This is a genomic window from Nonomuraea gerenzanensis, assembly GCF_020215645.1.
Taxonomy (GTDB): Bacteria; Actinomycetota; Actinomycetes; order Streptosporangiales; family Streptosporangiaceae; genus Nonomuraea; species Nonomuraea gerenzanensis.
This window is the reverse complement of sequence record NZ_CP084058.1, coordinates 7,649,680-7,669,388: the sequence shown is the minus strand read 5'-3', so window position 1 is coordinate 7,669,388 and position 19,709 is coordinate 7,649,680. Positions and strand designations below refer to the sequence as shown.

Below are 19,709 nucleotides of genomic sequence, written 5' to 3'. Positions count from 1 at the left end.
GATCGGAATGTCTACCGCATGACGGGCTCGTGGTGCTCGGCCATCATCACCCGCAAGCTCCGCGTGAACAGGAACAGCGCCAGCCCCGCCACGATCGCCATCGCCGCCAGCACCAGGTAGTACATCGGCTCCGACAGCACCCGGTTGAGCCGCCCGGTCTGCCCGCCGACCGCGTCGCCCACCGACACCGCGATGAACCAGATCCCCAGCATCTGCCCCTTGAACGCCTCGGGCGCCAGCTTCGTCGTCACCGACAGCCCGACCGGGCTCAGCGACAGCTCGCCGAACACCTGGATGAGGTAGACCAGCACCAGCCACCACACCGACACCCGGCCCGTGCCGGCCAGCCCCGCCGCCACGGCCATCACCACGAAACTCAGCCCCACCATGACCAGCGCGAACGCGAACTTCTGCGGCGTGCTCACCCGCGTGCCCAGCTTTACCCACAGCGCCGCGAACACCGGCACGAAGATCATGATGAAGAGCGGGTTGAACGACTGCGTCGTGGCCTGGTTGATCTTCAGGCCGAACAGTGACAGGTCGGTGTGGTCCTGGGCGAAGAACAGCAGCTTGCTCGGCGCCAGGTCGTAGATCATCCAGAAGATGGACGCCGCCACGAACAGCCAGATGTAGGCCTTCATCCGGGTCCGCTCGTCGCCGGTCAGGTCGTGGCTGCCGAACATGATGTAGCCGAAGTAGACGATCGGCACGATCACGATGACCACCGTGAGCGCCACCGTGAACCGGTCGATCGTGAGCGTGCCCGTCGCCGCCCACGCGCCCAGCACCACCAGGAGCAGCACCACGCCCAGGGCCACCAGGCGGCCGAAGTGGCGGCGCTCGCGCCGGGACAGCCGCATGCCGGGCCGCTCGCCGACGCCGCGCAGGCTCCGGCCGCCCAGGACGTACTGGACCAGGCCCAGCGCCATGCCGACCGCCGCCGCGCTGAAGCCCAGGTGCCAGCGGTCGCCCTCGGCCAGCCAGCCCACCACCAGCGGCGCGAAGAAGGCGCCGAGGTTGATGCCCAGGTAGAACAGCGAGAACCCGGCGTCCCTGCGCCCGTCGTCCTCCTCGGGGTAGAGCCGGCCGACCATGACCGAGATGTTCGGCTTGAGCAGGCCCGTGCCGATGATGATGAGCAGCAGCCCCAGCCAGACGAAGAGCCCCGACGTCACGGGGATCGCCATGCTGATGTGCCCCAGCATGATGACGAACCCGCCCCAGAACACCGACCTGCGCGCCCCCAGGATGCGGTCCGCGATCCACCCGCCCGGCAGCGCCACCAGGTAGATGAGCGCGCCGTAGACGCCCACCACCGCCTGGGACGTCTCCTGAGAGAGCCCGAGGCCGGCGTGTGCGGGCGAGGCGGCCATGAACGTGGCCAGGATCGCCCGCAGGCCGTACCAGGAGAACCGCTCCCACATCTCGGTGCCGAACAAGGTCGCCAGGCCCCGCGGATGCCCGAAGAACGTCCTGTCGCTCACGCCTGCCCCCACACTGCTCGCATCGCTGTGATCACTGTACGTGACGAAGGCGCGTCTTTCTCCGCAAGCTCTTGCCGCTACCCCCGCGCTGTGGTGCGATGCGAACCAATCATGCAAGTGATTACTGACTGGAGGCGCGTGCCATGGGCGAAGTCCTCGAAGTCCGGGCCGAGATCGAGCGGCAGATCGCCGGCCGTACGGTGTGCGAGCAGCTGAGACAGGCGGCCGAGCAGCACCACGACGCACCCGCCTACTCCGATCCCGAAGGCGAGGGCTGGAACACGCTCAGCTACGGGCAGGCCAGGGAGCGGGTGCTGGAGATCGCCGCCGCGTTCGTCGCCCTGGGGCTCGAGCCCGGCGAGTCCGTGGCCCTCATGATGGTCAACCGCAGCGAGCACGTCCTGGCCGATCTCGGCGCGGTGCACGCGGGCGGCGTCGGCTGCACGGTCTACTCGACGTTCGCGCCCGACCAGATCGCCTTCGTGGCCGGCGACGTCGGCGCCAGGTACGCGGTGCTGGGCGGCCCCGCCGACCTGGCCCGCTGGGAGCCGGTGCTGGACCGGCTGGACGGGCTGCGCAGGATCATCATGCTGGACGGGGCTCCGGCCGGCGACCGGTTCATGACCTGGGCGGACTTCCTGGCCCTCGGCCGCGAACGCCTGGCCGCCGACCCCGGCCAGGTCGAGGCCCGCTGGCGCGCCGTCACCCCTGGCGACGTCGCCACCGTCCTGTACACCTCCGGCACCACCGGCACCCCCAAGGGCGTGCCGCTCACCCACGCCAACATCTTCTACGAGGTCGCCGCCACCGACCGCCTCACCTCGCTGCCCATGCGCGGCACCCAGATCTCCTACCTCACCTACGCGCACATCGCCGAGCGCATCCTGAGCCTCTACCTGCCGCTGGTGAAGGTCTCCCACGTGCACTTCTGCACCGACCTGGCCAACCTGGGCGCCACGCTCGGGCAGGTCAGGCCGATGATGTTCTTCGGCGTGCCGCGCGTGTGGGAGAAGATGATGGCCCGGCTGCTCGCCGTCCTCGCCACCCAGCCGGAGGAGCAGCAGGCCGCCGTACGCGAGGCCATGGCGGCCGGCGCCGCCTACGTCGAGGCGGGGCAGCACGGCCACACGGTCACCCCCGAGATCCAGGCCGCCTACGACAAGGCCGACGCCGCGCTGCTGTCCGTCATCCGCGGCATGATCGGCTTCGACCGCGCCGAGTGGACCGCCACCGGTGCCGCGCCGCTGCCCGACGAGGTGCAGCGCTTCTACGCCGGTCTCGGGCTCAAGGTCATCGACGTGTACGGCATGACCGAGACGACCGGCGCCTTCACCGGCAACAGCCCCGCCTGCTACCGCCTGGGCACCGTCGGCAGGGCCGAGCCCGGCGTGGAGATCCGCATCGCCGACGACGGCGAGATCCTCACCCGCAGCCCGCTCAACACGGCCGGCTACCTCAACCGCCCCGAGGCCACCGCCGACCTCGTCGACGCCGACGGCTGGCTGCACACCGGCGACATCGGCACGGTGGACGAGGACGGCTTCTACCGGGTCGTGGACCGCAAGAAGGAGCTGATCATCACCGCGGGCGGCGAGAACATCTCCCCGGCCGAGATCGAGAACCACCTCAAGCAGCACAGCCTCATCGGCCAGGCCCTGGCCTACGGCGACAACCGGCCGCACCCGGTGGCCGTGCTCACGCTCGACGCCGAGGTGGCGCCGGGCTGGGCGCAGGCGCGCGGTATCACGTACGGCTCGCTGGCCGAACTGGCCGAGCATCCCGAGGTGCTGGCGGAGGTCGACTCGGCCGTACAGGCGGCCAACGCCAAGCTGGCCAGGGTGCAGCAGGTCAAGAAGTGGGCGCTGCTCGGCGTGGAGTGGACGGCCGAGACCGAGGAGCTCACCCCGAGCCTCAAGCTGAAGCGGCGCATCATCCACACCAAGTACGCCGACATCATCGACGGGCTCTACGGCGAACCCGGCACCGCCTGAGGCTTTTGCCATTCGGGGCGTGTGTTGTGGTCCTGTCCATTACCGGACGGTTCCTACCGTCTCGATCATGACCAGAAGTGTTCTTCTCGTCTCGCTCGCGGCGGGGTCGCTCACGGTGCCCGCACCTGCTGCCTCCGCCGCGACCGAGCCCGCCATCCGCGCCATCACCGTACGCCCAGCGGAACCCGTGGTCGGGGCGCAGGGGTCCGTCCGCCTGGTGATCGATGTGGTCGCCAAGGGGGTGGTGCGGGGCAAGGACGGCGTCACCGTCAAGGTCGAGCCCGGCGCCCCGCCCGCCCACGCTCCCCAGCCCCGCCCGGTCACGGTCGGCCCACCGGCGGGATCCCCGGGCCAGCCACCCGCCCAGCCACCTGCTCAACCACCCGCTCAGCCACCCGCCCGGCCGCCCGCGCAACCGCCTGCCCAGCCGCCCGTGCACCTGCCCGCCAAGCCGCCCGCCCAGCCGGGCCAGCATCCGGGCCAGCAGCCGGGCCAGCAATCGGCACAGCAGCCCGCGCAGGCCCACCCGGGCAAGCCCGCCGCGCAGCCGCCGGCTCACTCACCGGCTCAACCACCCGCGCACTCCCAAGCCCAACCGCCCGCCCACACTCCCGCCGAGCCGTCCGTAGCCGGACCGGCGGTCCAGCCCCAGGCGCCCGCTCAAGGCGGCGCGGAAGCACCCGCCCTCGCACCCGGCGCGGCGCCGGCCACGGGCCTCACCCCGGCACAGGCGTCCGCGGGCGCGCTCGGCCCGGGCCCGGCGACCGGCTCCACGGTGCACGGCGACCAGCAGCAGGCCGCCGCACCCAGGGAAGGCGTCCCCGGAGCGAGCCGCCCGGCGCTCCCGCAGCGCCTGGTGTGGCGCCTGGCACCGGGAATCACCCTGCTGGACCCGGCACCCGGAGCGGCCCGCACGAGGACGGACGACTGGCAGACCTGGCGCTTCCTGCCGGACAAGAAGCTGAACCGCTTCTACCCGGCGGGCACCTGGACGATCACCGCCACCGCCAAGGGCACGAACGGGGCGACGATCACGCAGTACGCCTCGTTCGAGCTCAAGCGTGAGACCAGGCTCACCTCCGTACGGGCGGAGAAGTCGGCCCGCACGGACGGCGTGCGCCTGCGCGGCTCGCTGACCCGGGTGGACCCGCGCGGCCTCACCGACTACGGCCCGTTCGCCAAGCAGCGCCTGGAGGTGCTGTGGCGCCCGGACGCGTCCTCGGCCTGGCAGGCGGTCGGCGAGACGACGACCGACGGGGCCGGCGCGTTCGTCGGCACGTTCCAGGGACGTACGGACGGCTACTGGCGCGTCCGCTTCCCCGGAACAGGACACTACGCACCAGATCTCTCTAAATCCCGACAAATAGCTCAATAAACCCAGCAGGGTCTACAGAACCCCCACCACCCTCCCGTTGCCGAATCGTGATCAACTTTGTCGCAACTTTTCCTGACCTTTACGCGTCATTGGCAGTTGACGTGCCCGCACGGGTGCGTGCGTTCGGACGGGGAAGGATTTCTGTTTTGAAGATGCGACGTCTCGCCGCCGGCCTGGCGGCTGCGGCCCTGGGCGCGACCGTGGTGGCCACCGCCGCCTCGCCCGCCCTCGCGGACGACCCGGGCCTGGACCCGGATGTCGCCGGCGGCCACACCAGCCTCAGCCTCGACGTGAACCCCGAGCCCGCCTGGCGGGGCAAGCCCCTGACCATCGAGGGCAAGCTCTCCGTGCAGTGCGACGAGGACTACATCAGCGGTTTCGTCTCGGTGCACCACGCCGACACCTGCAAGAAGCAGGAGCGCTGGCACCGCCTGGCGCACAAGCGGGTCGTGATCCTCTTCCAGCCGGCCGGCAGCGGCGGCTGGGAGCACGTGGACACCGTCCGCACCAGCGGCAAGGGCTACTTCGGCCTGCGGGTGCCCGCCCGCGAGTCGGGCACGTGGCGCGCGGTCTTCGAGGGCAGCCGCTACCTGGCTCCCTCGGAGGGCAAGGACTGGGTGCGGGTTCTCGGCCGTCACTGACGTACCGGTACCACGAACGCCCGGCCGCACCGGCCGGGCGTTCGCCATGCCGGGCCCCCGTGAGCGTCAGTAGGAGACGGCCACCTGGACCCGGTGATGCCGGGGCGCCTGCGCCTCGTCCACGAGCGCCACCGCCAGATCCGCGTACGAGAAGGCCGGATCCCCCTCCCGCACCTCCGGCACCCGCCCGTCCCCGAACCGGTAGCGCCCGGTCCTGCCCGCCTCCGCGTCCAGGAACACCGGCGGCGGCGCGATCACCACCCAGTCCAGCGCCGACGCCTCCAGCAGCGCCAGCTCGGCGGCGTGCCCCAGCGAGAACGCCCGCGCGTCCGCGGGGAAGCCCGGGGTGTCGATGAGCCGCACGCCGGGCGAGACCTCCAGCAGGCTGCCGATGCCCAGCGCCACCAGCCGCGACACGCCCGCCCGCCCCAGCCCGTCCACCAGCGCCCGCGTCGCGGCGCCGTAGAACTCCTCCGCGGCCACGTCCAGCCGCGCCGCCACCTGCAGCGCCACGTCGTGCCCCGCCGCGGCCCCTGCCACGCTGCCGGCGTCGGTGACGTCGCCGGCGACCACCTTCACGCGCGGGCCGCCCAGCTCCCTGTGCCTGCCGGGCTCCCGCACCACCGCCGTCACCTCGTGCCCGCGCCCGGCCGCCTCCGCGACCACCTTGACCCCGGCGCGCCCACCGGCTCCGAACACCACGATCCTGCTTACCTGTACCTCCGTCATCCTGCGGACCGGTCCTTCCGCCCGTCCCCGCAGACGGTAGGGGGTGAGATGTCGCTTTCCGCAACGATAGTTACCTACGATGGCGGGATGGCCGAGCCTCTCGATCCGGACATGTTCACCGGCTGCCCGCCGGTCGCCGCGCCGATCCGCATCGGCGACAAGTGGACCGCCAAGATCATCCGCTGCCTGGAGCGGGGGCCGCGCCGCTTCACCGAGCTGCAGGCCCCGCTGCGGGGCATCACCCCGAAGGTCCTCACCGAGTCGCTGCGCGCCATGGAACGCGACGGCCTGCTCACCCGCACCGCCTACCCCGAGATCCCGCCGCGCGTCGAGTACGAGCTCACGGACCTCGGCCGCAGCCTCCTGGAGCCGATGAACGCGGGCTGCGAGTGGTCACGCAAGCACCTGTCCGAGCTGATGCGCGCCCGGGACGCCTGGTACGCGACCTCCTAGCCCGTGCCGGCCGGGCCTCCCGAACACGAGCCTGGAATCGATCTAGGGAAGAATGTGTTGTCGTGCCGTGAAGTGTCGGATTTTGAGGGCGGGGCGGCAGCCGTCGTAGTCTGGCCCTCTGGCGAACGAACAGGAGGTGACGCCCCATGTTGCGAGACTCGTTCGGACGGGTGGCGACGGATCTTCGGGTGTCCCTCACGGACAAGTGCAACCTGCGCTGTACGTACTGCATGCCGCCCGAGGGTCTCGACTGGCTGCCGAGCGCGAAGCTGCTGACCGCCGACGAGATCGTCCGGCTGGTGACGATCGGCGTCGAGCGCCTGGGCATCACCGAGGTGCGTTACACCGGCGGCGAGCCCCTGCTCCGCCGCGAGCTGGTGGACATCGTCGGCCGCACCACCACCCTCGCCCCCGGGCCCCAGGTCTCCCTCACCACGAACGGCATCGGCCTGGCCCGTCTGGCCGGGCCCCTCGCCGCCGCGGGGCTGCACCGGGTCAACGTCTCGCTCGACACCCTCGACCCCGCCACGTTCAAGCGGCTCGCGCACCGCGACAGGCACGCCGACGTGGTCGCCGGGCTGGCCGCCGCCGACGCCGCGGGCCTGCGCCCGGTCAAGGTGAACGCCGTGCTGATGCGCGGCGTCAACGACCACGAGGCGGTCCCGCTGCTGCGCTGGTGCCTCGACCAGGGCTACGAGCTGCGCTTCATCGAGCAGATGCCGCTCGACGCCCAGCACGGCTGGAGCCGCCAGGACATGGTCACCGCCGACGAGATACTCCAGCTCCTGTCCGCCTCCTTCGAGCTGACGCCCGACGACCAGGAGGAGCGGGGCAGCGCCCCGGCCGAGCGGTTCCTGGTGGACGGCGGCCCCGCCAGGGTGGGCGTGATCGGCTCGGTGACGCGGCCGTTCTGCGGCGCGTGCGACCGGGTGCGGCTGACCGCCGACGGCCAGATCCGCAACTGCCTGTTCGCCACCGAGGAGTCCGACCTGAAGACGCCGATGCGGGACGGCGCCTCCGACGAGGAGCTGGCCGAGCGGTGGATGGCGGCCGTGTCCCGCAAGCGGGCGGGTCACGGCATCGACGACCCGTCGTTCCTGCAGCCGTCGCGTCCGATGTCGGCCATCGGCGGCTGACGGGCCCGGCGGATCCGCCGCGCCCGGACGCGCCGCGCCCCGGCCGTCCGTGACGTGACTGCGACACAATGGCTCACCTGGAGGAGGCTCGCATGCACGTGCTCAACGAATGGACCGCGCTGGCCTGCAAGGAGCTGGGGATCGACCCGGCCACCGTGGACCGCGACCTGATACTCGACCTGACGAAGGAGGTCGCCCACGGGGTCGCCAGGCCGGCCGCGCCGCTGACGGCGTACCTGCTGGGGCTGGCTCAGGGGGCGGGCACCGCGCCCGAGGACGCCGTGGCGCGTTTGACCACATTGGCGAAGAACTGGGCTCAAGCGACTACTGAGACGCTGACAGACGGCTGACACTCGAACGAACTCTTGAAGTCAAGCTCGCCCCTGCCTGAAGATTTCCTGTGAATAACGAGGCGGGGGCGAGTGTAAACGATTTCGGGAAAGCCGCCCTATCCAACGAGGGGCGCGGCACACACTGATCGAATCATGGCCGGGAAAAGGGCGACGCCGGGTGGTTACGGGGGCAAACCACCCGGCGTCGCTTCATCGGCGTTCCGACGGGGGCCCGGAACGCCGGCACCAGCACTCCGACGGGGGACCGGAGCGCTTGGCTAAAGCGTACACCTACAACCCGTGGGATGCGTCAAGACTTAGTCACGACCCGATCTCGCGTCGATGCAGCGGTATCTCGCTTTGGTTAGCTTCAGGGGACTGAAAGGTAGGGGGAGGGGCGTCGTTGCTCCTCTCATTGGCCCCGATTACGGCTATGTATGGCAAAAAGACCGCAGCGGCGATGAACAGCAGCCGGTACGGCCACGGCACCGGCACCACGACCGCCAGGATCAGGCAGATCGTGCGAATCCCCATCTTGATGAGGTAGCTGACCTCACGCTTACGGATGTCCGCGGTCAGCGACGGCCTGGCGTCCGTGACCTGGTGGACGGCTGGTTTCCTGCGCCACCCCTTCATGTCTTCCACGGTAGCCCCAGGGTGGCGTGGTGGCGACGGCAGCCCGGTGCGGGCGCGGGGGTCATGCGATCATGGCCTTCGAGTAAGGAGGATGTGGAGATGACGGATCGCACGTACCGGGTCACGGAGATCGTCGGCACCTCGGGGGAGAGCGTCGACCATGCCATCCGCAACGGCATCAGGAGGGCCTCCCAGACGCTGCGGCACCTCGACTGGTTCGAGGTGACGGAGATCCGGGGGCACATCGACGCGGGGGAGATCGCGCACTACCAGGTCGGCATGAAGGTGGGGTTCCGCCTCGAGGACTCCTGAGGACGACCGGGCGGGGCTCCTCCGGCGGAGCTCCGCTCCCACCGCACGGCCCCGCAGCCTTCCCCCTTCGTGAGCTCCCCCGCCGCCTCTCCCCGCGACGTGGAGCCCGCCCAGCGGCCTTCTCGGCGCCCCGGAGCCCCTCCTGAAGCTCCCTGGAGCCCTCGGCGGCCAACGGCCGGCCCTCGGGCTGCCCCGGGCCGCCGCGAGCGGCTAGATTGGCCTTGACCCACGGGGAGCGCACATCATGGCCATTTCTCCCGCCGCCGGCGACACGGCACCCGCACGAGGCGAGTTCCGCATCCTGCTGGTCTGCACGGCCAACATCTGCCGCTCGGCCATGGCCCAGGTGATCGCCCAGGCGATGCTCAGCTCAGCCCCGCTGCCCGTGGTCACGGCGAGCGCCGGCGTACGGGCGCTGGTCGGCCACCCCATGGCCCCGCACGCGATCACCGCCCTCGACAGGCTCGGCCTGAACGGCAGGGCACACCGCGCCAGGCCGCTCGACCCCGCCCTGATCGGCGCGTCCGACCTGCTGCTCACAATGGAGGACGCGCACCGCGCCGTCGCCGTCGGCCTCGACCCGCGCGCGGCGGGCAAGACGTTCACGCTGCCCGAGTTCGCCGAGCTGGCGGCGGGCGCGGGCCAGCGCCGCTACCGGTCCGACACGGTGGAGCGGGCCAGGGCCATCGTCCAGTCGGCGGCGGTCCGCCGCACCCGCGGCCGGCCGCAGGAGGTGTACGACCCGTACGGCGGCCCGCCGCAGGGCTACGAGGCGTGCGCCAAGACCCTCGGGCAGTCCCTCAGCCACGCCTTGGCGGCCCTCCTGGGCCCTCGCTGAGGGGTGTGAGCCAGTGGAGAGCACCGTGGCCGACCGGCCACCGCACGGGTCTCCGGGCTCGGGGCGAGGGGACCACGCGCCGGCACAGGCGTGTGGCCGTGGGCGCGCCTCATCCGGCGAAAGGGGCCCGCCCGCAGCGCGCGGACGGGCCCGTCGGAGCTGCGGCCGCGATCAGCTGGCCTGGCTCACCGTGGACATGTTGAAGTCCGCCACCCGGACCGCCGGCATGATCGTCCGCTGGAAGTAGTCGTTCCACTCACGCGGCAGCGTCTGCCCGCTGCGCCCCACCTCCGTCAACCGCCCCAGCAGATCGACCGGGCTCTCGTTGAACCGGAAGTTGTTCACCTCACCCACGACCTCGCCGTGCTCCACCAGATAGACCCCGTCACGGGTCAACCCGGTCAGCAGCAGCGTCTGCGGATCCACCGCGCGGATGTACCACAGGCAGGTCACCAGCAGCCCCCGCTCCGTGGAGGCGATCATCTCCTCCAGCGAGGGCCCACCGGCGGGCCCGGTCATGATGAGGTTGTCGATGGCGGGCGTCACCGGCAGCCCGCTCAGCTCCGCCGAGTAGCGGGTCTGGAGCAGCGCCTCCAGCCGCCCGTCCTTGATCCAGTCGGTACGCCCCAGCGGCAGCCCGTTGTCGAAGACCGAGCTCTCCCTGCTGGAGGCGTGCGCCGTCACGAACGGCGAGCACGCGATGCCCGCCGCCCCCGGATCGCTCGACAGCGAGACGGGCAGCGCGGCGAGCTGCTCACCCACGCGGGTGCCCCCGCCGGGCTTGGCGAACACCGAGCGCCCGTCCAGCGCGTCCCGCGCCCCCGACGACCAGAACAGGTAGATCATCAGGTCGGCCACCGCGCTCGGCGGCAGCAGCGTCTCGTAGCGGCCCGCCGGCAGGTCCACCCGCGTCTTGGCCCACTCCAGCCGCTGCGCCAGCGACGAGCCGAGCGCCGCCACGTCGACGTCCGTGAAGTCGCGCGTGGACACGCCCGTCCACGCCGAGCGCTTCAGGTCGCCCGACTTGGCGTTCAGCTCCAGCCGGCCGGTCGGCTGGTCGTGGCGCAGCCGCACGCCCGTGGACGTGCCGAGGAACGTCGAGGTCAGCGAGTGCTCCGCGAACCCGTACAGCCTCCTGCCGCCCGCCTCGGCCGCCGAGAACGCCTCGCCGAGCGCCGGCGCGAACCCCTCGAACACCCCGATGTCGGTCGGCCGCACGACCTCGTCCCAGTGCGGCGAGGCCGGCCCGGCCTCGACCAGCGGGCGGGCGTCCTCGGCGGGCTGCGCCTCACGCGCCGCCGCGTCGGCCGCCGCCACCACGTCGGCGAGCTGGTCGTCGCGTACGGCCGCCCGCGACACCACGCCCACGCCCCGCCCCGCGATCGAGATCACGGTCAGCTGGGCGGAGCGGGCGACGCCGTTCGTGGTCAGCGTGTTGCCCGCGAAGCGCAGGTTCGCCGTGGAGCCCTCGTCCACGAGTACCACGCAGCCGTCGTTACGGGAGAGCTCCAGGGCCCTCTCCACCATCTCCTGAGGAGTCACTTGCCACCCTCCTGCACGGTGTTGAGGATCCGCACGCCCCTGAACAGCGCCGACGGGCACCCGTGGCTGACCGGCGCGACCTGCCCCGGCTGGCCCTTGCCGCAGTTGAACGCGCCACCCAGCACGTACGTCTGCGGCCCGCCCACCGCCTCCATCGACTGCCAGAAGTCCGTCGTCGTCGCCTGGTAGGCGAAGTCCCTGACCTGCCCGTCCAGCTTGCCGTGGGAGATCTTGTAGGCCCGCTGGCCGGTGAACTGGAAGTTGTAGCGCTGCATGTCGATCGACCAGCTCTTGTCGCCCACGATGTAGAGGCCGCGCTCGACGCCCGCGATCAGCTCCTCCGTCGAGGGGCCGCCGGGCGCCGCCGCCAGCGACACGTTGGCCATGCGCTGGATCGGCATGTGGCCGGGCGAGTCGGCGAACGCGCACCCGTTGGAGCGGCCCAGCCCCTTCATCAGCGCCATCCGCCGGTCGAGCTGGTAGCCCACCAGGATGCCGTCCTTGACGATGTCGAAGCTCTGGCCCTGCACGCCCTCGTCGTCGTACCCGATCGTGGCCAGGCCGTGGGCGACGGTGCGGTCGCCGGTCACGTTCATCACCGGCGAGCCGTAGACCAGCTCGCCGAGCTGGTCGAACGTGGCGAAGCTGGTGCCCGCGTAGGCGGCCTCGTAGCCGAGCGCGCGGTCCAGCTCGGTGGCGTGGCCGATCGACTCGTGGATCGTCAGCCACAGGTTGGACGGGTCGATCACCAGGTCGTGGTCGCCCGCCTCGACCGACGGCGCGGCCAGCTTCTCCGCCAGCAGCTCCGGCAGCCTGGCCAGCTCGCCCTGCCAGTCCCACCCGGTGCCCGTCAGGTACTCGTAACCGCGGCCGACCGGCGGCGCGATCGTCGACATGTCGTCGAAGCCGCTCTCGGTGGCCTTCATCGCGTTGAGCTTGGGGTGCACCCGCACCCGCTGCTGGGTGGTCACCGTGCCGGCCGTGTCGGCGTAGAACTTCTGCTCCTTGACCTGCAGCAGCCGCGCCGACACGTGGTCGGCGCCCTTCAGCAGCCCGGCGGACCACTCCGCCAGCAGGCTCACCTTGTCGGCCGTGGGCACCTCGAACGGGTCCACCTCGTACGCCGACACCCACACGGCGTCGGCGTGCACCGGCTCGGCGGCCAGCTCGATGGGCTCCCTGTTGATCGGCGCGCTCACCTCCGCCACCCTGACCGCCTGCTCGGCCACCACGGCGGCGGCCTCGGGCGTCAGGTGGATGCCGGCGGCGAACCCCCAGGTGCCGTCCTTGACGACCCGGACGGCGTAGCCCAGGTCGTCGGCGTCCATGGCGCCTTCGAGCCGGGTGTCGTAGAGGCTCAGCGTCTCCGCCCTGACGCGTTCGAGCCGGAAGTCGGCGTGCTGCGCGCCGAGCTCGCGGGCGCGTTGCAGGGCGGCGTCCGCCAGCTGCCGCAGCGGCAGCTCCAGGAAATCGGGGTCGATCTGGCGCATGTCCACGATCCTAACCCTGTGATCTTGTGCCACCCGGACAAGCCGAAACTCGCCGTCACGAGATAGCGTCAGGTCTCATGGCACGCTCTGTACTCGTCACCGGGGGCAATCGCGGCATAGGCCTCGCGATCGCCCGTGAACTCGCCGCGGCCGGCGACGCCGTCGCGGTCACCTACCGATCGGGGGAGCCGCCCGAGGGCCTGTTCGGCGTGCGCTGCGACGTCACCAGCACCGCCGACGTCGAGGCCGCCTTCGACAAGGCCGAGGCCGAGCACGGCCCGGTCGAGGTCCTGGTCTCCAACGCCGGCATCACCAAGGACACCCTGCTGGCGATGATGAAGGAGGAGACCTTCACCGACGTCATCGACGCCAACCTCACCGGCGCCTACCGCGTCGCCAAGCGGGCCATCAGGCCCATGATGCGGCTCAAGCGCGGCCGGATCATCCTCATCTCCTCCGTCGTCGGCCTGTCCGGCCAGGCCGGCCAGGCCAACTACGCCGCCTCCAAGGCCGGCCTGGTGGGCTTCGCCCGCTCCCTGGCCCGCGAGTACGGCTCGCGCAACATCACGGTCAACGTCGTCTCGCCCGGCTTCGTCGCCACCGACATGACGGCCGACCTCGACCAGGAGGCGATCCTGGCCAACATCCCCCTCGGGCGCCAGGCGGCCCCCGAGGAGATCGCGCGCGTCGTGCGGTTCCTGTCGAGCGACGACGCCTCCTACATCACCGGGGCCGTGATCCCGGTCGACGGCGGACTCGGAATGGGGCACTGAGATGGGCATTCTCGAAGGCAAGCGGATCCTCGTCACCGGTGTCCTGACGGACGCCTCCATCGCCTTCTCCGTGGCCAGGCTGGCCCAGGAGGAGGGCGCCACCGTCGTCCTGACCGGCTTCGGCCGCCTCAGCCTCGTGGAGCGCATCGCCAAGCGGCTGCCCTCGCCGGCGCCCGTCCTGGAGCTCGACGTCCAGAACAACGAGCACCTCGACACCCTCGCCGCCCGCATCGGCGAGCACGTCGACGGCCTCGACGGCGTCGTGCACTCCATCGGCTTCGCCCCGCAGACGGCACTGGGCGGCAACTTCCTCAACACCTCCTGGGAGGACGTCGCCACGGCCCTGCAGGTCTCGACGTACTCCTACAAGTCGCTGGCCGTGGCCTGCCTGCCCCTCATGAAGGAGGGCGGCGCGGTGGTCGGCCTCGACTTCGACGCCTCCAAGGCGTGGCCGGTCTACGACTGGATGGGCGTCGCCAAGGCCGGCCTGGAGTCCTGCAACCGCTACCTGGCCCGCGACCTCGGCAAGCACAACATCCGCGTCAACCTGGTGGCGGCGGGCCCGCTGCGGACGATGGCGGCCAAGTCGATCCCGGGGTTCAAGGAGTTCGAGGACAGCTGGCCGGAGAAGGCACCGCTGGGCTGGGACCTGGCCGACACCCTGCCCACCGCCCGGGCCTGCGTGGCCCTGATGTCCGACTGGTTCCCCGCCACCACGGGCGAGATCGTCCACGTCGACGGCGGCGTCCACGCGATCGGCGGCTGACTGCTTTCTTTCTTTTACGGCACAGCCGACGGCACGCCACCCGCCGCCCGTGGCCGGCCTCTGTCCAGGGGAACGCTCCTCCGGTTCACGGGCCGGCCGCCGTCACGTGCGCAACGCCGGCCGTCCGCGTGGATTCCGCCGGCCGAGGGGGTACGGCACATGCCGCGGTTGCGCACGAGCGCGGCACGGGCGGCCCCCGGGCGGCGCCCACCGCAGCCGGCACGGTCGGCCGGATGTGGTCACGGTCCAGCGCGATCGCGTTCGGCGGTGGCGCTTGACCGTCTCCCCGGACCGCGCGATGTTGGCCGGTGAATCGCCCATCACGAGGAGGCGGCCCACATGGCGGACAACCTCGAAACCCTCACCGGCAAGATCTGGACCTCCGCCCTGGACGGAGACGACCACGGCGCCGCCGATGCCGCCCTGGCGGCGCTCGGCGACGGCCTGCCCGTGGAGGACCTGCTGCTGAACGTGGTGGCCCCCATCCAGCGGCAGGTCGGCGACGCCTGGGCCGCCAACGAGGTGACCGTCGCCCAGGAGCACATCGTGACCGCCGTCAGCGAGCGGGTGCTGGCCGCCGCCGCCCGGCATCCGGCCGCGCGGGCGCGGCACGTGGGCGTCAAGGGGCGGGCGGCGGTGGCGTGCGTGGACGGGGAGTGGCATGCGTTCCCCGCCCGGTTGCTGGCCGAGGTGCTGCGGCTGGACGGCTGGCGGGTGGATTACCTGGGGCCGCACGTGCCGACTCCGTTCCTGCCGATCCACGTGCGGGAGGCGGAGGTGGACGTGGTGCTGTTGTCGGCGTCGCTGCCCACGCGGCTGCCCGCCGCCCATGAGGCGATCGCGGCGTGCCGGGAGACGGGCAGGCCGGTGCTGGCGGGCGGGGCCGCCTTCGGCGGGGACGGCCGCTACGCGCGCCTGCTGGGCGCCGACGGCTGGGCGCCCGACGCGCGCGCCACGGCCGAGCGCCTGACCGCCGGCCCGGCGCCAGGGGAGACGGCATACGAGGGATCGAACGGCGGAACGGGCCCTGCCGGCCAGGAGCACGGCCACCCCACCACCCCGACCGGCCAGGAGCACGGCCATCCCGCCACCGCCCCCGACCGGGAGTACGGCCACCTCACGGAAACAGCCCAGGAACTGATCGACACCGTCATGTGGCGCCTGGGAGAGCGCATCCCCGCGATGGCCGCCTACGACAACCGGCAGCTCAAGCACACCCGCGAGGACATCGGCCACCTCATCGACTTCCTCGCCATCTCCCTCTACGTCGACGACCCCACCCTCTACTCCCGTTTCCTGCTGTGGATGGCAGGCATCCTCACCGCCAGGAACGTCCCCGAGGACACCCTGTTCCCAGCCCTCGACCTGATCGCCACGGGCCTGAAGGGCTGCCCGCGGGCGCGGGCCACCGTGGAGCACGGGCAGGAGGCGCTGCGCCGCGAGCACGGCAAGGACAGACCCGGCCACCCCTTCTGAGGACAGCTCAGCCTTCCAGGCCGCGCATGGCCTCGGCCACGGTGCCGAAGAGCGGCAGCAGTCCTTCCAGGCCGGCCTCACCGAGGATCTGACGCATGTGGCCGCGCCGGTCGGTCAGGGCCATCAGCCCGCCCTGCCGGTGCATGTGGTGAGCCAGGAGCACCAGCATGTCCACGCCGAAGTCGTCGAGGAAGTGCAGCTCGCTGACGTCGACGATGAGGCGGGCACCTGCGCCGCCCAGTTGCTGGATCTCCCGCTCCACCTGGTCCACGGTGGCCTCGTCGAGGCTTCCGCCCAGAGCGATGACCGCCCAGGTGCGTTGGAAGTCCGGAACGTCCTTGCGTTCTGCCACGAGCACTGATCGTCTCATTGTCTTGGCACGGATAGGTGGGCTTTCACCTGCCCCCAGAGGTGATACCCATCCGGAGAACCGCAGCCCGTTCAGGAGGAGAGACGGCGTGCGGCCGTCCAGGCGGCCCTGGCCTCGCGGGCGTGCTCGGCCGCGCGGCTGTGCCAGGTGGCGCGTTCGCGGTAGCGCTCGACGTCCCCGAGACCGCGCTCGGCGCACGTCCGGAAGTGGCGGACCGCCTGTTCGTGCACCGCGATCAGCATCCGGTAGGTCCAGACGTGGTCGAGAGTCGCCGGCAACGGCACGGGGACGGGGCGGTCGGCGTCCTGGCAGAAGCTCCCGCAGGAGTCCGCGCAGGCGTCGGTGCGGCCCGTGCGCAGGCGTTGCAGTCGCAGGCCAGCCCGGCGGGCCCGCTCGGCGGCGCGTGCGGCGCGCTCACCCGCCGCCTTCGCGAGTCGCATGAACCCGTCGCCGGGCCATGAGCCGTCGCCGGGCCGGCGGTGGTCGTCCAAGGCAGGATGCTCTGGGGCGGACATCACGACTCCCTCAGGCGCGAGCGCCCACCCCGCCCCCGCGAAGGTCCCATCATCCGGCCTAGGGTCCTTAGGGCAGCCGCAATCACCAATGTAGACGCCTTCGTGTCCGATGCAACACATCGGGTGACCAAGGTGGTCAGGCCAGCCGGTGCCGCCCGTTGCCCGTGCGCGCCGGCTCGAAGGGGATCGACTCGGTGGGCTCCGTACGCTGCCGCCGCTGCTGCACGATCCGGGTGGCCAGCACCGCGGAGCCGAGCAACGCGATCGTCAGCACCGTGCCGAGCACGTCGGAGGCGGGCGGGGTGGGGCGCACCACCCGCTGGTCCTGCATGGGCACGGCCAGCTCGTGCACGAACGGGTTCGGCCACAGCAGGTCCACCCGCGGCTCCTCGGCGTGCGCGGTCTCCTTCTCCTGCACCGGCTCGCCGCTGCCGACGGACTGCGGGCGGTTGTACGGGGGAGTGGCGCGGGGCTCGGCCGGGGCGGCCGAGGCGGTGCTCTCCCAGCCTCGTCCCGTACGGACCCCCGTCGGCGTGGCCGAGGGCTTGGGCCGGGGGGTGAGCCGGTCGACGACCCCCTGGTCGTCGCAGGCGAGCACCGGCAGGCACACGTCGCCGAGCGTCTCCGGCACCAGGCCGGTCCTGCTCGGCCTGGGGGTGGTGGGAGAGGAGGTGGACGGTCGGGCGGAGGAGGAGGTGGCGGGGCTGGACTTGGTGGTGGGCACGGCCTCGCCGACCCGGCCGAGCACCTCGTCGGTGGTCTTGTCGACGCCGTCGGTCACCGGGTCGGTGGCGCCCCCGGTGAGCGTGTCGACCGTGCCGGTGACGGCCTCGACCACGTCGCACAGCGTGTTGGTCACTCCGGAGAGCAGGCCCCCGTCGCGCGTGCAGTCTTGGACGGCGGCCGAGGCGGCAGGGGCCGCCACCGGGACGGCCACCAGCGCCACCGCGAGAACTCCAGCCGAGATCGCGGTCCTGCTCCCCATCCGTCCCCTCCTGCGTCGCTTCCGGAGGAAATCTTTATGGACATCGGGCGTCAGACGCAGGCGTTTGCCGGGTAAAGTTGCGATTCGGTATCGAGTAGTGATACGCGAGAAGGTCTCTCGTTCCAGGTCGGGGCCATCGCGGCTGCCGCGCGGCCGGTCAGTCGAGGGACGACACGTCATCGAGGGCCTCGCGGATCTCTATCGGCAGCACGACGTCCTCGGCGGGCAGCACGCCCTTCAGCTGCGCGTGCGTACGCGCCCCCACGATGGCCGAGGCCACGCAGGGCTGGTCCCGCACCCAGGACAGCGCCACGGCCAGGGGCGACACGCCGAGACCGTCGGCGGCGGTCATGACGGACTCCACGACGCGCCGGCTGCGCTCGTCCAGGTAGGGCCGGACGAAGTCGGCGAAGTGCGGGGTCGCGGCGCGCGAGTCGGCGGGGACGCCGGTGCGGTACTTGCCCGTCAGCACCCCGCGCCCCAGCGGCGACCAGGCCAGCACGCCCACCCCCAGGTGCGCGGCGGCGGGCAGCAGCTCGCGCTCCGGCTCGCGGGCCAGCAGGGAGTACTCGGCCTGGGCCGAGGTGATGGGGATGCGGCCCGGCACCGTCCTCTGGGTCACGGCGGCGGCGGCGAGCTGCCAGCCGGTGTAGTCGCAGACGCCCGCGTAGACCGCGCGCCCGGAGGAGACGATCGCGTCGAGCGCGGCCAGGGTCTCCTCCAGCGGCACCTCGGCGTCGTAGGTGTGCAGCTGCCACAGGTCGACGTAGTCGAGGCCGAGCCGGTTGAGTGAGTCGTCGACCGCGGCGATCAGGTGGCGCCTGGAGGCGTCGCGCGGGCGGCGGCCCGCCGGCGTGACCACGGCCTTGGTGGAGACGACCAGCTCCGAGCGGGGCACCGAGTCGCGCAGCATCCGCCCCAGCAGCCGCTCGGCGTCGCCGCCGGTGTAGACGTCGGCCGTGTCGACCAGGGTGCCGCCCGCGTCCATGAACGTGCGGAGCTGGGCGGCGGCCTCGTCCGCGTCGGTGTCACGACCCCAGGTCATCGTGCCGAGCCCCAGCCGGGACACCGACAGGCCGCTGTGGCCGACATAGCGCTGCTCCATGATCCCGCCAGGTTACCGTCCAGGCCGATGAAACGTGGGAATCGACGCCTGCGACACTTGCTGGATGACCACGCTGCTTCTGGCCCGGCATGGGCTGACGGACCTCACCGGGCCGGTGCTGGCCGGCCGCACCCCGGGAGTGCATCTGAGCGAGGCGGGCAGGGCGCAGGCCGCCGCGCTCGCCGGGCGCGTCGCTGGCGTCAGGCTCGATGCCATTGTCTCCAGTCCGCTGGAGCGCTGCCGGGAAACGGCGCAAGCGGTCGCGGAAGGGCGCGGGATGGAGGTGCGCGTCGACGACCGGCTGATCGAGTGCGGTTACGGGGAGTGGACGGGCAGGCCGCTGACCGAGCTCGCCAAGGAGCCGTTGTGGCAGGTCGTGCAGGCGCATCCGAGCGCGGCGACCTTCCCGGAGGGGGAGTCGCTGGCCGGGATGCAACACAGGGCCGTCGCGGCGATCAGGGAGTGGAATCGCACCCTGGGGAGTAAGGCTGTCTACCTGGCGTGCAGCCACGGCGACGTGATCAAGGCGATCGTCGCGGACGCCCTGGGCCTCCACCTCGATCAGTTTCAGCGGATAACGGCTGATCCGGCGGCCCTCACCGTCATTCGCTATGCCCCCTTGCGCCCCTTTGTTCTCAGGCTCAACGATATGGGGGAATTGCGGCTTCCTGAGGATTCGGAGGAGAAAGACGGGGGAGAAAACATCACCGGGAGCGATGCCGCCGTCGGCGGCGGACCCGGAACCACGTAAGGTCAGGCT

At 71.6% G+C, this 19,709-nt stretch carries 21 protein-coding genes; 12 read left to right on the top strand and 9 right to left on the bottom strand.

Annotated elements, in window-relative coordinates; all coding sequences use genetic code 11:
* Window positions 1-11: 11 nt before the first annotated feature.
* Complete coding sequence (locus LCN96_RS35525) at window positions 12-1,484, bottom strand: peptide MFS transporter (protein ID WP_225266803.1); 1,473 nt, start codon at window positions 1,482-1,484, stop codon at window positions 12-14.
* 143 nt (window positions 1,485-1,627) lie between these two features.
* Between LCN96_RS35525 and LCN96_RS35520 the strand changes: the two genes are divergently transcribed.
* The 3 genes from LCN96_RS35520 (at window position 1,628) to LCN96_RS35510 (ending at window position 5,491) form a co-directional block, all read left to right on the top strand.
* Window positions 1,628-3,475 carry an AMP-dependent synthetase/ligase gene (locus tag LCN96_RS35520; protein ID WP_225266802.1) on the top strand — a complete coding sequence of 616 codons (1,848 nt, stop codon included), beginning with the start codon at window positions 1,628-1,630 and terminating at the stop codon, window positions 3,473-3,475.
* 67 nt (window positions 3,476-3,542) lie between these two features.
* Window positions 3,543-4,850, top strand: a complete 1,308-nt coding sequence (locus LCN96_RS56845) for a hypothetical protein (protein WP_263657363.1) — start codon at window positions 3,543-3,545, stop codon at window positions 4,848-4,850.
* A gap of 146 nt (window positions 4,851-4,996) precedes the next feature.
* Window positions 4,997-5,491, top strand: coding sequence for a hypothetical protein (locus LCN96_RS35510; protein WP_225266801.1), 495 nt, complete (start codon window positions 4,997-4,999; stop codon window positions 5,489-5,491).
* A 66-nt stretch (window positions 5,492-5,557) separates the two neighbouring features.
* On the opposite strand, the gene LCN96_RS35505 is transcribed toward LCN96_RS35510, so the two are convergent.
* Entirely contained in the window at window positions 5,558-6,220 is a 663-nt protein-coding gene (locus LCN96_RS35505; RefSeq protein WP_225266800.1) for an NAD(P)-dependent oxidoreductase, read from the bottom strand.
* An 87-nt stretch (window positions 6,221-6,307) separates the two neighbouring features.
* Between LCN96_RS35505 and LCN96_RS35500 the strand changes: the two genes are divergently transcribed.
* The 3 genes from LCN96_RS35500 (at window position 6,308) to LCN96_RS35490 (ending at window position 8,159) form a co-directional block, all read left to right on the top strand.
* The gene (locus tag LCN96_RS35500; RefSeq protein WP_225266799.1) at window positions 6,308-6,673 is read left to right on the top strand and encodes a winged helix-turn-helix transcriptional regulator; all 366 of its coding nucleotides are present in this window, start codon (window positions 6,308-6,310) and stop codon (window positions 6,671-6,673) included.
* Window positions 6,674-6,819: 146 nt separating this feature from the next.
* Window positions 6,820-7,809 (top strand): GTP 3',8-cyclase MoaA, encoded by a 990-nt coding sequence (gene moaA / locus LCN96_RS35495; RefSeq protein ID WP_225266798.1) that lies wholly within the window; start codon window positions 6,820-6,822, stop codon window positions 7,807-7,809.
* A gap of 92 nt (window positions 7,810-7,901) precedes the next feature.
* Window positions 7,902-8,159: a DUF6457 domain-containing protein gene (locus LCN96_RS35490; RefSeq protein WP_225266797.1), complete on the top strand. Its 258-nt coding sequence runs from the start codon at window positions 7,902-7,904 to the stop codon at window positions 8,157-8,159.
* 303 nt (window positions 8,160-8,462) lie between these two features.
* On the opposite strand, the gene LCN96_RS35485 is transcribed toward LCN96_RS35490, so the two are convergent.
* Entirely contained in the window at window positions 8,463-8,777 is a 315-nt protein-coding gene (locus LCN96_RS35485; RefSeq protein WP_225266796.1) for a DUF3099 domain-containing protein, read from the bottom strand.
* Between the two features lie 99 nt (window positions 8,778-8,876).
* Between LCN96_RS35485 and LCN96_RS35480 the strand changes: the two genes are divergently transcribed.
* Both LCN96_RS35480 and LCN96_RS35475 read left to right on the top strand, forming a co-directional pair.
* Entirely contained in the window at window positions 8,877-9,089 is a 213-nt protein-coding gene (locus LCN96_RS35480) for a dodecin (RefSeq protein ID WP_225266795.1), read from the top strand.
* A gap of 244 nt (window positions 9,090-9,333) precedes the next feature.
* Window positions 9,334-9,927 (top strand): arsenate reductase/protein-tyrosine-phosphatase family protein, encoded by a 594-nt coding sequence (locus tag LCN96_RS35475; protein WP_225266794.1) that lies wholly within the window; start codon window positions 9,334-9,336, stop codon window positions 9,925-9,927.
* Window positions 9,928-10,098: 171 nt separating this feature from the next.
* On the opposite strand, the gene LCN96_RS35470 is transcribed toward LCN96_RS35475, so the two are convergent.
* Both LCN96_RS35470 and LCN96_RS35465 read right to left on the bottom strand, forming a co-directional pair.
* The gene (locus LCN96_RS35470; RefSeq protein WP_225266793.1) at window positions 10,099-11,469 is read right to left on the bottom strand and encodes a metallopeptidase TldD-related protein; all 1,371 of its coding nucleotides are present in this window, start codon (window positions 11,467-11,469) and stop codon (window positions 10,099-10,101) included.
* Entirely contained in the window at window positions 11,466-12,959 is a 1,494-nt protein-coding gene (locus tag LCN96_RS35465; protein WP_225266792.1) for a TldD/PmbA family protein, read from the bottom strand. The genes LCN96_RS35470 and LCN96_RS35465 overlap by 4 nt, the downstream gene beginning before the upstream one ends.
* A 77-nt stretch (window positions 12,960-13,036) precedes the next feature.
* Between LCN96_RS35465 and LCN96_RS35460 the strand changes: the two genes are divergently transcribed.
* From LCN96_RS35460 to LCN96_RS35450, 3 genes are all read left to right on the top strand, one after another.
* The gene (locus tag LCN96_RS35460) at window positions 13,037-13,732 is read left to right on the top strand and encodes a beta-ketoacyl-ACP reductase (RefSeq protein WP_225266791.1); all 696 of its coding nucleotides are present in this window, start codon (window positions 13,037-13,039) and stop codon (window positions 13,730-13,732) included.
* A gap of 1 nt (window position 13,733) precedes the next feature.
* Window positions 13,734-14,498: an enoyl-ACP reductase FabI gene (gene fabI, locus LCN96_RS35455; protein WP_225266790.1), complete on the top strand. Its 765-nt coding sequence runs from the start codon at window positions 13,734-13,736 to the stop codon at window positions 14,496-14,498.
* Between the two features lie 339 nt (window positions 14,499-14,837).
* A complete protein-coding gene (locus tag LCN96_RS35450) occupies window positions 14,838-15,974 on the top strand; it encodes a cobalamin B12-binding domain-containing protein (protein ID WP_225266789.1) in 1,137 nt (378 codons plus the stop codon).
* 7 nt (window positions 15,975-15,981) lie between these two features.
* Here the strand turns inward: LCN96_RS35450 and LCN96_RS35445 are convergent, their stop codons facing one another.
* From LCN96_RS35445 to LCN96_RS35430, 4 genes are all read right to left on the bottom strand, one after another.
* Complete coding sequence (locus tag LCN96_RS35445; RefSeq protein ID WP_225266788.1) at window positions 15,982-16,326, bottom strand: STAS domain-containing protein; 345 nt, start codon at window positions 16,324-16,326, stop codon at window positions 15,982-15,984.
* An 89-nt stretch (window positions 16,327-16,415) separates the two neighbouring features.
* On the bottom strand, window positions 16,416-16,835 hold the full coding sequence (locus tag LCN96_RS35440) for a hypothetical protein (RefSeq protein ID WP_225266787.1): 420 nt from the start codon (window positions 16,833-16,835) through the stop codon (window positions 16,416-16,418).
* A 160-nt stretch (window positions 16,836-16,995) separates the two neighbouring features.
* Window positions 16,996-17,844: a hypothetical protein gene (locus LCN96_RS56840; protein ID WP_263657362.1), complete on the bottom strand. Its 849-nt coding sequence runs from the start codon at window positions 17,842-17,844 to the stop codon at window positions 16,996-16,998.
* Between the two features lie 157 nt (window positions 17,845-18,001).
* The gene (locus LCN96_RS35430) at window positions 18,002-18,949 is read right to left on the bottom strand and encodes an aldo/keto reductase (RefSeq protein ID WP_225266786.1); all 948 of its coding nucleotides are present in this window, start codon (window positions 18,947-18,949) and stop codon (window positions 18,002-18,004) included.
* A gap of 64 nt (window positions 18,950-19,013) precedes the next feature.
* Here LCN96_RS35430 and LCN96_RS35425 point away from each other — a divergent pair, with 64 nt between their 5' ends.
* Window positions 19,014-19,700, top strand: a complete 687-nt coding sequence (locus LCN96_RS35425; protein ID WP_225266785.1) for an MSMEG_4193 family putative phosphomutase — start codon at window positions 19,014-19,016, stop codon at window positions 19,698-19,700.
* The last annotated feature ends 9 nt before the right edge of the window (window positions 19,701-19,709 follow it).